Source organism: Desulfobotulus sapovorans DSM 2055, assembly GCF_059569355.1.
Window position 1 is genome coordinate 175,351 of record NZ_JCANVJ010000004.1, and the last position, 12,504, is coordinate 187,854.

The 12,504-nt window shown below is 56.2% G+C and carries 11 protein-coding genes and 1 rRNA gene; 5 read left to right on the top strand and 7 right to left on the bottom strand.

The features are described 5' to 3' along the window. Positions 1-3: 3 nt before the first annotated feature. Genes BR04_RS05760 through BR04_RS05770 form a run of 3 tightly spaced genes read right to left on the bottom strand, consistent with a single transcriptional unit; the run spans position 4 to position 3,234 of the window. The gene (locus BR04_RS05760; protein WP_496355045.1) at positions 4-1,170 is read right to left on the bottom strand and encodes an efflux RND transporter periplasmic adaptor subunit; all 1,167 of its coding nucleotides are present in this window, start codon (positions 1,168-1,170) and stop codon (positions 4-6) included. Between the two features lie 10 nt (positions 1,171-1,180). After that, positions 1,181-2,596 carry an efflux transporter outer membrane subunit gene (locus BR04_RS05765; protein WP_496355046.1) on the bottom strand — a complete coding sequence of 472 codons (1,416 nt, stop codon included), beginning with the start codon at positions 2,594-2,596 and terminating at the stop codon, positions 1,181-1,183. Beyond that, entirely contained in the window at positions 2,593-3,234 is a 642-nt protein-coding gene (locus BR04_RS05770) for a TetR/AcrR family transcriptional regulator (protein ID WP_496355047.1), read from the bottom strand. Before BR04_RS05770 ends, BR04_RS05765 begins: the two co-directional genes overlap by 4 nt. A 246-nt stretch (positions 3,235-3,480) precedes the next feature. On the opposite strand from BR04_RS05770, the gene BR04_RS05775 reads away from it, so the two are divergent. The 4 genes from BR04_RS05775 (at position 3,481) to BR04_RS05790 (ending at position 7,535) form a co-directional block, all read left to right on the top strand. Beyond that, positions 3,481-5,088 (top strand): NAD(P)/FAD-dependent oxidoreductase, encoded by a 1,608-nt coding sequence (locus tag BR04_RS05775; protein ID WP_496355048.1) that lies wholly within the window; start codon positions 3,481-3,483, stop codon positions 5,086-5,088. A 38-nt stretch (positions 5,089-5,126) separates the two neighbouring features. Continuing rightward, the gene (locus BR04_RS05780) at positions 5,127-5,966 is read left to right on the top strand and encodes a glycerophosphodiester phosphodiesterase (protein ID WP_496355049.1); all 840 of its coding nucleotides are present in this window, start codon (positions 5,127-5,129) and stop codon (positions 5,964-5,966) included. Positions 5,967-6,009: 43 nt separating this feature from the next. Beyond that, on the top strand, positions 6,010-7,110 hold the full coding sequence (mtnA, locus tag BR04_RS05785) for an S-methyl-5-thioribose-1-phosphate isomerase (RefSeq protein WP_496355050.1): 1,101 nt from the start codon (positions 6,010-6,012) through the stop codon (positions 7,108-7,110). Between the two features lie 77 nt (positions 7,111-7,187). Continuing rightward, positions 7,188-7,535, top strand: coding sequence for a hypothetical protein (locus BR04_RS05790; protein WP_496355051.1), 348 nt, complete (start codon positions 7,188-7,190; stop codon positions 7,533-7,535). 134 nt (positions 7,536-7,669) lie between these two features. Here BR04_RS05790 and BR04_RS05795 read toward each other — a convergent pair whose 3' ends face one another. Then, positions 7,670-9,148, bottom strand: coding sequence for a sigma-54-dependent transcriptional regulator (locus BR04_RS05795; RefSeq protein ID WP_496355052.1), 1,479 nt, complete (start codon positions 9,146-9,148; stop codon positions 7,670-7,672). Positions 9,149-9,223: 75 nt separating this feature from the next. Beyond that, positions 9,224-9,796, bottom strand: coding sequence for a VOC family protein (locus BR04_RS05800; RefSeq protein ID WP_496355053.1), 573 nt, complete (start codon positions 9,794-9,796; stop codon positions 9,224-9,226). 280 nt (positions 9,797-10,076) lie between these two features. Here BR04_RS05800 and BR04_RS05805 point away from each other — a divergent pair, with 280 nt between their 5' ends. Further along, positions 10,077-10,712: a flavodoxin family protein gene (locus BR04_RS05805; RefSeq protein ID WP_496355054.1), complete on the top strand. Its 636-nt coding sequence runs from the start codon at positions 10,077-10,079 to the stop codon at positions 10,710-10,712. Positions 10,713-10,797: 85 nt separating this feature from the next. Here the strand turns inward: BR04_RS05805 and purT are convergent, their stop codons facing one another. Together purT and rrf are read right to left on the bottom strand one after the other, a co-directional pair. Then, a complete protein-coding gene (gene purT / locus BR04_RS05810; protein WP_496355055.1) occupies positions 10,798-11,958 on the bottom strand; it encodes a formate-dependent phosphoribosylglycinamide formyltransferase in 1,161 nt (386 codons plus the stop codon). Positions 11,959-12,221: 263 nt separating this feature from the next. Then, positions 12,222-12,338: ribosomal RNA gene (gene rrf / locus BR04_RS05815) — 5S ribosomal RNA — on the bottom strand. Positions 12,339-12,504 lie beyond the last annotated feature (166 nt).

Here is a 12,504-nt window from a genome sequence, read left to right on the forward strand (position 1 = left end):
GACCTACTCCTTTCCGGCCTTTGCCGTACGCAGCTGCATGCCCTCCACAGCCCCGCCGATGCTGGAGATCACAAGAGCACTTCCCTCGGGAAGAGGCGTACGCACCAGAACGCTGTCCCCTGTTCTGCGAAGCACCTCCGCTTCCGCCATACGCAGTTTCCCCTCCTTGTCCATCCACCAGAGACGCTCCCCCTCCCGCAGAACGGAAGCCGCGATATCCAGCACCCCTTCCGCCACCTTTCCCGGAATCCGGGCCTCCACAAACTGCCCTTCGCTGAGGGCAGGAACCGGGGTATTCAGTCCGTAGGGATCGGGAATACGCACCAGAATCCGGGTCATGCGGCCCCTGGGATCCACATCCCCCAACACCCGCAGCAGAATGCCCTCCCGTTCAGAACCGGAACTCCCCGGAACCCGTACGCGAACAGCAAGCGCACCTTCGCTTCCCGGCTCCGGCAGCCGTATCCAGTCCAGATCCGAGGGCGGAAGGGAGAGGATCAGATCAAACGACGCCGTGGCCGCCCCCCGCATCACGGGCTGACCCGCCACAAGAAAAGATCCTTCGGCCAGGGTCTCTGCCAGAACCCGCAGATCAAAGGGAGCGTCCACGGTACAGCGGGCGATGTCCCGCTCATGCCGGGCCACAGCCGCTTCCGCCGCAGCCACGGCGGCCTCGGCCTGTCTGCGCTGAGGCTCCCGCAACACCAGGGGAGAAGGCGCTTTCTGACCGGGATGGCTCACATCCCAGTCCGCACGGGCGGCACGGCCCCGGCTTTCTTCTTCCAGCAGCAGGGCCTGGGTTCGCGCCAGTTCCGCACGGGCCGCCATCCGGCTGAGGCGGTAATCCGTATCGTCCAGGGTAAAAAGAACCTCCCCCTTCTGAAGAAAACCGCCCGTTTCAAGACGGGGATGCAGGAAGAGCACCTTGCCGCTCACCTCCGGCACAATGGCCGCCTCACGGGTATGCTGAACCGTTCCTGTAGCCGTCACGGTCACCGGAATATCCGAAAATACCAGAGGCCGGGTTTCCACCAGAATCCCCGGATGCTCCGGAAACACCGGCTGGGGTTTTTCCCGGTTTCTGATAAGTCCCACCATTCCTCCCACCCCCACCGCAAGAAGGAGCAGGGGAAGCACCCCTTTGATAAAAACAACAGATCCGCGTCCCATGATTCTCTCCCTATTGCTGTGACCCGGAAAGGGCCATCTCCTCTTCCTGTAAAACACTGTCCAGAATCCCCGCTGTCCAGGAACCGCCGACACTGCGCGCCAGGGTGATACGCTGCCTCACCCTCTCCAGTTCGGCCTGTACCACCGCGTCCGCAGCCTCCAGACTGCGGGTTCTTGCCACAAGAAGCTCCCGGTATTCGGCAATGCCCTCCTCATACCGCAGGCAGATCCGCTCCAGATCCCGGTCACTCTGCATCTGCTGCTGCCTTCTTGCCGTCAGTACCCTGTCCTGGGCCGCATTGCGCACCAGGGCATCGGCCATTTCCCTCAGCCCGGTGAGCACCGTCTCACGCCAGGCTTCCACAGCCCCTTCCAGGGCTGCCTGCCGGGCTTTCACCAGGGCTTTCCGCCGTCCCCAGTCCAGCAGAGGTGCCGTCAGCGAGACCCCGATGTTCCAGACCCCTCCGGAAAAAAACTGACCCGCCGTATCCTCAATGGCCTGAGCGGCATCGGCTCTCAGCTGAAAGCGTGGAAAACGCTCGGCTACCGCCATGGCCACATCCCGATCCGCCGCCTCCACCCGCAGCCAGGCCGCATGGACATCCGGCCTTTGCCGGACAAGCTCCGAGCTCAGGCCGTCTCCATAAAGAAGGGGGGGATCCTGCGGCAGCCCCTTTCCTGTGTCCAGACGGCTGCCGGGGGCAAGGCCTGTAAGGACATGCAGGGCGTGCTCCCGAACCCGGAGGGCCGCCCCTGCCTCCGCAGAGGCCGCATCCAGCGCCAGAAGACCGGTCTCGGCCTGTATCTGTTCAGAAAGAGTGATCAGCCCTTTTTCATAGCGCTGCCGCGTCCAGGTCAGGAATTCGACAGCCACCCGTCTTTTTTCCTCCAGCAGGTCAAGACGCAGGATGTCGGCCTGACGCTGAAAATAAAGGGTTCCCACTTCCGCAGCCAGAGAGAGATAAAGGGAGGCAAGATCCGCCTCTGACGCCTGAGCCAGAAACCGGGCCTTGTCTTCCGCCCCTTCCAGGCGCCCCCAGAAATCCACTTCATAGGCCACCCCCAACCCGATGGATGCCGTTTCCCTGTCTTTTTGCGATACAAGCCGGGAACGCCCCACAGCCAGCTCTGCATCCAGCTTCGGCCCCCTTGCCGCCGCCTCGCCTCCCAGCACGGCCTGCGCCCTTTTCAACCGGGACAGGGCCTGCAAGGCTGCGGGATTGTGGTGCAGCGCCCGCACCACCTGCTCCGTCAGCCCCGGATCATCAAAGGACTCCCACCACCGGGCCTGAGGCGGCAGAACCTGGAAAGACACCGGGACTTCCGGAAAATCCGGCCCCGGCTCAGGAGCCATCACCGTCTCCGGTCTCTTTGCCGTGCAGGAAACCAGCAGCAGCATCCCCACAAGCCATCCTCTTCTTCTCATGGCCCCTCCATACCGCAGACCAGAAAACGGATCAGCCTTTCCGTAACCGCCTCCGCATCAAAAGCACCGGGAATTTCCTTCACCACCCGGGCCGCCGGGTGGGTACCGTGCAGGTAGTGCACCGTATGCAGCATGGCACCAATGGCAAACTGGATCCGGTTCACCACCGCTTCCAGGGGGAGATCCGGTCTGGCGCTGCAAAAGGCGTCCACAAAGGCCCGGATGGTATCATCCATGTACTGGTGGAAAAGCTGTCTCAGCTTTTCATCGGGATCCGTCACCATACGGCCTGCCAAAACATGAAACCGCAGATCCGGCCCCCCCTCCACAAGCCGCCGGATGGTGGGCACCACCAGCGCCCGCACCAGAGCCTCGACAGCAGGCGGCTTCCCCTCCGCCGCCGCCTTTTCAAGGGCGGCTTCCAGAAGTGCAAGACGTTCGGTGTTGAGGGGGGTCACCCTGCGGACAATCACCGCTTCCAGCAACTGCTCCTTGGAGCCGAAATGATAATTCACCGCAGCGGCATTCACCCCCGCCATCCGGGTGATGGCGCGGATACCGGCAGAGTAGAATCCCTGATCCGCAAAAAGCCTTTCTGCGGCATTGAGGATACGGTCTTTCGTTGTATTTTCTTCCATGCGCCCTCCATCATACGAATGATTCAATCAAACGATTGTTTGAACTTTATGTATGCAATTCTTCCGGCCCTGTCAAGAACCAGAAGCTGAGACTCAGGGTCCCCCCCATTGAAAGCCCCCGGAATCCGAACAGCAGCTCATCCTGAGCCCCTCACACGGATGGTACACTTGCCGGATTTTATGGTATAGGATCTTCCCGGATACCGTTCCCGCTGCTTTTACGCCAGAGATAGAGAGGGATGTTTCTTGCAACTCATCATCAGCAATCTCAGAATCCCCGTAGAACAGGATCACATGGAAACCTGGCTGCATGAGGCCAGACAGGCCCTCCGCATCCATGAGGGGGTGAGTCTTGTCAAGGTACTCAGCAAGACCCTGGATCTTCGCGATCCGGAACAGTTTTTTTATGTGCTTTCCCTGGTCGTTTCCCTGGAAAATCCTGCGGCCAGGCCCCCAGATTTTCCCGTATATACCGAAACGCCCGCCCTCCCTCCCCAAAAACGCCTGCTCCGGGAAAGACCCATCGTGGTGGGATTTGGCCCGGCAGGAATGTTCGCAGCCCTTGAGCTTCTGGCCTGTGGCCTGAAACCCCTGATCTTTGAAAGGGGAAAAAAGATCGAGGAACGCTCCCTGGATGTGCAGCATTTCATTGACACCCGTGAACTGAATCCGGAATCCAATATCCAGTTTGGAGAAGGCGGGGCAGGTGCATACTCCGATGGTAAACTTTTTTCCCGGAGGGACAGCAATACCCGTCAGGTCAACCGGGTTCTGGAAACCTTTGTCCGGTTCGGCGCACCGCCGGAAATCCTCTACATGGGAAAACCCCATCTTGGGACAGATGTGTTGTGCAACATTGTCCGCAACATGAGAAACCATATCCTTGAAAGGGGCGGAGAAATTCACTACGAAGCCCGCATGACCGATCTGCTGCTCTCAGGAGATCGGGTCAGAGGGATTGTCATCAATGAAGACAGGACGTTTCTTTCCGGCGATATCTACCTGGCCCTGGGCCATTCGAGCCGGGATACCTTTGCCATGCTGCACCGGAAGGGAGTGGCCATGGAAAGACGGCCCATCAGCGTGGGGCTGAGAATCGAGCATCCCGCAGAAGCCATCAATACCATGCGTTATGGCGATAAATACAAAAACTTCCCACCCCTGGGAGCCGCAACCTATTCCCTGAACCATACCCATCGCCCCAGCCGCAGGGGAGTGTATACCTTTTGCATGTGTCCCGGCGGTGAGGTGGTGAATGCCGCATCCGAGCAGGGCGGGCTGGTGCTGAACGGTATGAGCTATGCGGCCCGCTCCTCTCCCTTTTCCAATGCCGCCCTTGTGGTCAGCTGCCATGTGGAGGACTATGAGTCTGAACATCCTCTGGCCGGTTTTGCCTTTCAGCGGGAGATTGAGTCCCGGGCATTCAGGGCCGGTAACCGTTCCTGGGCAGCTCCCGCTCAGGGCCTCATGCACTTTCTCGGAAAAAAAGGGGCGGTTGACCTGCCCGTACATTCGTACAGGATGGGGCTGGTACCTGCGGACATGCACGATATCTTTCCCGCCTTTGTCCTTGAGCAGCTCCACATGGCCTTTGAACACTGGGAAAAAGACATTCCCGCCTTTGTCTCCCATGAGGCCCTGCTTCTGGGAGCGGAAACCCGCACCTCTTCACCGGTACGGATACTGCGGGATGACCGCTGTGAATCCCTGACGGTGAAAGGGCTGTATCCCATTGGAGAAGGCTCCGGCCACACCGGCGGCATTACCAGTTCTGCTGCGGATGCCCTGCGGGCCGTGGAAAAACACGCCCTTGATCTGAACCGGAAAACGAATGGCGAACCCGGAAACACCTGAAGACAGCAGACGGGCAGGTACGGAGGTGGCCGGTTTATATGCCCGTCCCATGCGCTTTGCAGCTTTCCTGTAAAAACGGTACCTTCTTCCCCACATCCAGACCCAAGGAGGCCATGTTGTCGCCCTTTCTTTCCCATCCTCCCTTCCCCGCCTCTCCTTTACTCATTGCCCACAGGGGCTACAGAGCCAGATTTCCGGAAAATACCCTGCCCGCCTTCCAGGCTGCATGGGAGGCGGGTGCCCGTATGGCGGAGCTGGATATTCTCTGGAGCCGGGATGGCCGCCTCATGGTGCACCACGATGCCACCCTGAACCGCTGCACCAGCGGCAGCGGCCCTCTTCAGCATCAGGATGCTGCCTTTCTCCGAAGTCTGGATGCGGGGGGCTGGTTTTCGGAGAATTTTTCCGGAGTTCCCATCCCCTTTCTCGAAGAGGTGGTGGCTTCGGTTCCTGACAGCTGCTGGCTCAATGTGGAAGTGAAGCCCGAGGCGGTTATGGGGGCAAGGCATCCGGGAACCATGATTACGGCCCTCCTCAGGGCCATCGCTCCCCTGGAAGGCCGGGTTCTCGTTTCAAGCTTTCACCATGGTTTCCTTCGCCATCTCTCCCGTCTTTCCCATCCCCCTCTTCTCGGTGTGCTCAGCGGCAGATGGAAAGATCCCCTTTATCTCCTCTCCCTTTGCCGGGAAATCCGTGCTTTTTCCTGGCATCCCTATTACGGGAACCTCATGGCTCCGCACATTGCCCGCATGAAAGCCTTTGGCATACGGGTCTATCCCTATACGGTGAACGATCCGGAGCAGGCGACCCGCCTTCTTGCCATGGGCGTGGATGGTTTTTTCTCCGATGAGGTGACTCTTTTAAGGTCACACGTTTAAACCCGATCCCATTTTTAACCCTTAGCGAAACAAAGGAATTCCCATGTCTCTGCCCCTTACCCGTCCCATCTGGCCCCATCCCGAAAAAACAGGGGTGGTGCAGGTTCTTGACCAGAGGCTTCTGCCCCATACGGTAAAAATCCTCGATCTCCATACCGTGGAAGAGGCCATTGAAGCCATCCGCACCCTCACCGTGCGCGGAGCGCCTCTGATCGGGGCTTCCGCAGCCTGGGCCATGTACCTTGGTGCATGTACCGCTCCGGATAACCGTATCTCCGATGCCTGGATGGAAGAATGCTGCCACAGGATCAAGGCAGCCCGTCCCACGGCGGTGAACCTTGCCTGGGCTGCGGATCTTGTCATGGAAAAACTGCGCTCCCTTCCCGAAGGAGAGGGACGCATTCAGGCCCTCTACCGGGAAGCTGCCACCATCACCGATGCGGAAGCGGAACGCTGCCGGGCCATCGGCGAACACGGCCTGCCCCTGATCCGGAAAATCGCCGAGGCTAAAGACGGAAAACCCGTGAACATCCTCACCCACTGCAATGCCGGATGGCTGGCCTGTGTGGAATACGGAACGGCCACGGCCCCCATCTATGCGGCCCACAGAGCGGGAATTGCCGTGCATGTGTGGGTGGATGAGACAAGGCCCCTCAACCAGGGCTCCCGGCTTACCGCCTGGGAACTGGGACAGGCGGGTGTCCCCCACACCATCATTGCGGACAACACCGGCGGCCACCTCATGCAGAGGGGCATGGTGGATATGGTCATTGTGGGCACGGATCGCACCACATGCACAGGGGATGTGGCCAACAAGATCGGAACCTACCTGAAGGCCCTGGCTGCAAAGGACAATGGCCTTCCCTTTTATGTGGCCCTTCCCTCCTCCACCATCGACTGGACACTCGAAAAAGGCAGGGACATTCCCATTGAAGAACGGAATCCCGATGAGGTGCGCTTTGTTCAGGGAAGGGACGGAGAGGGCCATATCCGAACCGTGCTGGTACCGCCGGAAAACAGCCCGGCCCTCGACTATGCCTTTGACGTGACACCTGCCCGGCTGGTGACAGGGCTGATCACGGAAAAAGGCGTCTGTCCGGCCAGCAGGGAAGGGATTGCAGCCCTTTTTCCAGAAAGGGCCTGATACGCCCGGAAGCACGTCCAGGCCGTACAGTTTTTTCTCCTTATCGCCGATAAGAAGAAAAAAGGAGGTGCCCTTCTATGGAGATTGTCATCGGAAAAATAACGGAAACAGGATTCCCCATGCAGCGGGGACATCCCCATAACCGGGAAGGTGATGTACCGGTGCGTGTGCTCAAAGTACGTTCGGCAAGATCCAGACGACAGAACCGTACTTTCGGAAAAAACCGGCGGGAAGATCTGGAGGCTTCGGATCCGGCCAGAGGAAAGGTTCTGGTTCTGATGGTGCCCGATGGTGCACGCCTGCCTCCTGATCTGGAAACGGGAAAATACCAGGTGCGTCTGCGTATTCTTTCGGACAAAAAAGAAGACCTTCCGGACAGGTCAGAAAAAAAAGCCACGGAAGGCAACCTGAATGTGACGGCCTGAAGCACTGCCAAAGCACAAGCGGGACACGACGGTCACCGGCGGGTAAACACTGAACATAAAAGCCCTCCCATACGCAGAGAAACATGAAATCACAGCCTGCGTATGGGAAATTTCTCCTTACACACCCCTCTCCCTTAGCGGTTCTGCATCAGCCGCCACCCCTCCACATACTTTTTCACCGTCCGACGATCCAGACCCGTCTGCCGGGCCACCTCCTCGTAGGTGCGGGCCACTTCATAACGCCGGGCACAGTAAACCATAAGCAGCTCCTGGGCCGTAAGGCTCCCCGATTCAATCCCTTCCCGGATACATTCATCCAGCGATGTGGAAAGGCTGCGGGTTTCCCCCTCATAGACAGAGGTCAGAAGAATACGGCGGACGGCCTGCTCCAGTTCCCGTACATTGCCCGGCCAGGGATACTGTGGCCCCAGATGCTGCAAAAGGGCTTCCCTGGCCATGGACACAAGCTCCGGTGAGGGGATACCCACAAGCCGGGTAACCGTATGATCAAGCAGGGTATCCAGTTCTTTCGGATCCTCACGGATACGCTGGCGCAGGGGGGGGACAAGAATGATGTCGGAGGAAAGACGATAGTAAAAATCGTCTCTGAAAACCCTTTCCCGTAACTCCTGAAGACTTTTATTGGTGGCGGCAATGACCCTTCCATGGAAGCGCATGGCCTCGTGACTGCCCACAGGGTAAAATGTCCGCTCCTGCAGAACGTTGAGGAGCTTGATCTGCACCGGTGCGGACACCTCGCCAATTTCATCCAGAAAAATAGCCCCATGGGGAGAACAGCGGGCAAAAACCCCCCTGAAATCCTCCACGGCTCCCGTGAATGCCCCTTTTTTATGACCAAAAAGCTCTGATTCCATGAGGCTTTCGGGATACTGGGAAAGGTTCAGCGGCACAAAGGCCATGGTGAAACTTTCCACAAAACGTTCCTTTTCCACATCAAAGGGAATGTAGCCGGATCTGCCGATGGCTGCTGCCGCACTGCCCTTTCCTGTCCCCGTTTCTCCCAGAATGAGGGTGGAAAAATCCTCCATACGGTTGACAAGGTAGCGTTCATATAAATCCAGATTCTGGGTAAAGACATTGTTCCACAGGCTTTCCCGAAAACGCTTCATGGAAGCAGATCTTCCGGAAAGACTGCGATCAATGAAGTGGTAAGCCCGACGAAGCTGGAAAGCCAGCTCAAAGGTATTCCGCGTTTTCAGTCCCCGTTTCTGGAGAAGATTCAAGGCATCCTTTGTAAAGGATACCCGGACGGGGGCTGTGCCAGCTTCCATCTGGGTCTCAATCAGGGCATCAAATTTTTTCCTGAAGACATAGAAAAGCTCAAACAGAAAGGTCGTTCGCAACAAGACCTTGTCCCGGCCTTCGTAAGCCTCCAGACTGGCCCGGCCTTCCTTCTCCAGGAGGGCGATCTTGCGGGAAACCTCTTCCACCATACGCCGGATCCGCTCCTGCCTGTCCGTTTCCGGAAACACACCGGCGATGGCCGCATCGAGGGTACTTCTGGCATCACTGAAAGGATTGGTCATGCCTGCCTTGAAAACCAGTTCAAAAAAATGCCGTTCGGAATCACTGAGACGTTTTCTGGGGGCCATGAAGACTCCTTGGCGGGAGGAATAGGATATTCGTGAGATACAGATCCATCTGCGGAAAGGGCTTTCTGTTCTTTGTCAGGAAAGGATTTCCTTTCCCTCACCGGGATACAGGCTCAGCTCAGGAATCTTATCCGGTTCCGGAAAACGGCAACGCCGGGGAAAGGGGCCTTCCGCCACTTCAGGAGGAGGATTCTTTTCCGCCAGTACAGGGGTAGCCCGCAGATCCACATGCTTCACAGGAGCAGAAAATTCCACAGGAATATTGTTGGGATCAAAGGTATAGATAGAGTGAATGAAGCCATGATCCACAGCTTCAGAAACCCAGATACCCGCAGCCTCAAGCCTTGCCTTCATACGGGCAAGGTCTCCATCATTTTCCACACCAATGGAAACATGATCAAAGACAAAAGGGCCCTTCACAGGAACACCATGATCCTTTTCTTCAAGGGCTTCCACCTCGGGCCATTCAAAAAAGGCCAGAGCGCAGCTTTCCGAAATGGAAAAAAAATACTGACGGTAGCCCGTTCTTCCAAAGCCCAGAAAAAGGGGAAGCCCCACAAGATCCCGCCAGAAAAGAAGGGTGGCGCCCAAGTTTCGGGTGGCCAGAGCTAAATGATGGATACCGGTAAATTTCAGAGGCGTTTCCATAGGGACTCATTTCTCCGCAGGACTTTTCCGGTTACCCCCTTGCCGTCATGACCGTCAGCCTTCTGAACAGAAAACGGGACTGTGATAGTGTCATGGAAGGGGCAATTGTTCTGTTCCGCATAAAAGGCACTGCCCGTTCTCAGGAGGAAGCTTCCGGAACGGATTCTTTTCCGCAGGCAGATTCTTGACGCCATGCACCCCATGCCACAATATAGACCAAAACCGGGTGGATGGGAAATCCGCATTGCAGTTCATCTTGACGATCAGGAAAGGGAAGAAAATGAAAGTTGTCGCATTTAATGGAAGCCCCAACAAAAATGGTAACACCTGGCATGCCATCCGGATGGTTACTGAGGCCCTGGAGGAAGAGGGGATTGAGACGGAAATTTTCCATGTGGGCAACAAGGCCATACGAGGATGCCTTGCCTGCGGCCAGTGTGCCCAAAAAAAAGACGAAACATGCATTCAGACCAATGATCCGGTGAATGAATGGATTCAGAAGATGAAAGCTGCAGAGGGAATTATTCTGGGCTCGCCGGTGCATTTTTCTGCCATTGGCGGCACCATGAAATCCTTTCTGGACCGGGCTTTTTATGTCTCAGGGGTTAACGGTTCCATGCTGCGGCACAAGGTGGGGGTTTCCGTAGCAGCGGTACGGCGCAGCGGGGGGCTTCCCACCTTCAACCAGCTTAACAATTTCATCTGCTATTCCGAAATGCTGATGCCGGGATCCAATTACTGGAACATTATCCATGGTGCGCTGCCCGGTGAAGCGGAACAGGATCTGGAAGGCCGCCAGATCATGCGGATGCTTGGGAAAAATATGGCCTGGCTGATGAAACTGGTGGCACATGGAAAAGAAAGTATCCTCCCACCAAAGCGGGAAAACAAAATCAAAATGAATTTTATCCGCTGAGCAACGCCGACAAAAAAAGCGAGGATAAAAGCCAACGGGCCTTTGTCCTCGCTCACCGGATCCTTCAGGTGACCTTTGTTTCAAGCTAACCGTTAATCCTCGCCACAATCGCCTCGGCCTTTTTCTTTGCCTTTTCGACCTCATCAAACACCAGAGCCACGGCCATACGCCGCCCCACATGACTGACAGGCTTGCCGAAAATACGGATAAAAACATTTTTATCAAAAGCCGTATCAGGTACTTCCAGCGCGGGAAGAAAAGACTCCTGACGGCTTTTAAATGCGGCACTTGCACCAGAACCATAAAAGACAAAATCCAGGGGTAACCCCAGAACCGCCCTCACATGCAGAGCAAACTCACTCTGGCTCTGGGTGATGAGGGTGACCATCCCCGTATCATGAGGTCTCGGACTGATCTCGCTGAAGTAAACCTGGTCTCCCTTGATAAAAAACTCCACACCGAAAAGCCCCCTGCCCCCCAGAGCATCGGTGATCGTTTTCGCCATGACCTGGGCTTCTCTGAGAAGGATCTCGGGCATGGCCATGGGCTGCCAGCTGAGCAGATAATCCCCGTCTTCCTGATAATGCCCGACAGGTTCACAAAATACGGTTTCTCTCTCCGTCCGTACGGTCAGCAGGGTGATTTCATAATCAAAGGGCACAAAAGCTTCCACGATCAACTCACTGGCATCCCCCCTGGCTTCCCTGGCATGTTCCCAGGCCTGGGCCACGTCTGCTTCAGAACGGATGATACTCTGACCATGGCCTGAAGAACTCATCACAGGCTTGACCACGCAGGGAATCCCCATTTTTTCTGTGGCAGCTTTCAACTCTTCATAGCTTTTGACAAAACAGTAGGCACTGGTTCTGAGTCCCAGTTCCTCTGCGGCAAATTTCCGGATGTTTTTACGGTTCATCGTCTTTCTGACCGCGTCCGCATTGGGAATCACATGAAAGCCCTCTTTTTCAGCTTCTTCCAGGGCTTCAATATTCAAGGCCTCGATTTCCGGAAGAATGAAAGTCGGTTTTTCCCTGCGGATGATCTCCAGAAGGGCATCCCTGTCCTTCATATTGATCACATGGCTGGCGTTGGCAACAAGATGGGCAGGAGCATGGGGATAGGAATCCACAGCGACAGTCTCAATCCCCAGACGCGCCGCCTCGATCACCACTTCCTTACCCAGTTCGCCGCTGCCAAGAAGCATGATTTTAATGCTGTTGCTTTTCAAGGGTGGGGTAAATATCATATTTTCCTCTGCTTTCAAATCTCTGTTGAAAATAAAGGGACTAGAATTCGTCTCTGATTTTCCGTGGCCTGAAGTATACATGGGCAGAGCTCATTTTGCTACAAAAGGCATCAAAACAACACATTCCTAGGCTATCAAAGGTAGCCTCCCATCCGGGATCTTATTACTCAGCGGGCAATATTTAATCCGGAGGTCATGCTCATCCCAATAAAAAACGCCCTGCCTTCGAGGTGAGTTCACCTTGAAGACAGGGCGTTAAAAGAATCCGGCGGCGTCCTACTCTCCCACACAGTTGCCCATGCAGTACCATCGGCGCAGTCAAGCTTAACTTCCGTGTTCGGGATGGGAACGGGTGTGACCTTGACGCTATCGCCACCGAAAATTGTATTCCGATGTTATATTTTTCTAAAGAACTAAAGGCTTCTACACCTTTTTGCTCCACGCGTCGAGTTCTTTTATTCCCTAATACGAAGCTTGTTTACGCATTCTCCTGCAGAAAAGATCACCAATATTGTGGCTAAGCCTCACGACCGATTAGTACCGGTA

Bases quoted from the DNA above. Each gene is read 5' to 3' on its own strand.
- BR04_RS05760 (WP_496355045.1), bottom strand. From the start codon at position 1,170: ATGGGACGCGGATCTGTTGTTTTTATCAAAGGGGTGCTTCCCCTGCTC.
- BR04_RS05765 (WP_496355046.1), bottom strand. From the start codon at position 2,596: ATGAGAAGAAGAGGATGGCTTGTGGGGATGCTGCTGCTGGTTTCCTGC.
- BR04_RS05770 (WP_496355047.1), bottom strand. From the start codon at position 3,234: ATGGAAGAAAATACAACGAAAGACCGTATCCTCAATGCCGCAGAAAGG.
- BR04_RS05780 (WP_496355049.1), top strand. From the start codon at position 5,127: ATGCCCGTCCCATGCGCTTTGCAGCTTTCCTGTAAAAACGGTACCTTC.
- mtnA (WP_496355050.1), top strand. From the start codon at position 6,010: ATGTCTCTGCCCCTTACCCGTCCCATCTGGCCCCATCCCGAAAAAACA.
- BR04_RS05790 (WP_496355051.1), top strand. From the start codon at position 7,188: ATGGAGATTGTCATCGGAAAAATAACGGAAACAGGATTCCCCATGCAG.
- BR04_RS05795 (WP_496355052.1), bottom strand. From the start codon at position 9,148: ATGGCCCCCAGAAAACGTCTCAGTGATTCCGAACGGCATTTTTTTGAA.
- BR04_RS05800 (WP_496355053.1), bottom strand. From the start codon at position 9,796: ATGGAAACGCCTCTGAAATTTACCGGTATCCATCATTTAGCTCTGGCC.
- BR04_RS05805 (WP_496355054.1), top strand. From the start codon at position 10,077: ATGAAAGTTGTCGCATTTAATGGAAGCCCCAACAAAAATGGTAACACC.
- purT (WP_496355055.1), bottom strand. From the start codon at position 11,958: ATGATATTTACCCCACCCTTGAAAAGCAACAGCATTAAAATCATGCTT.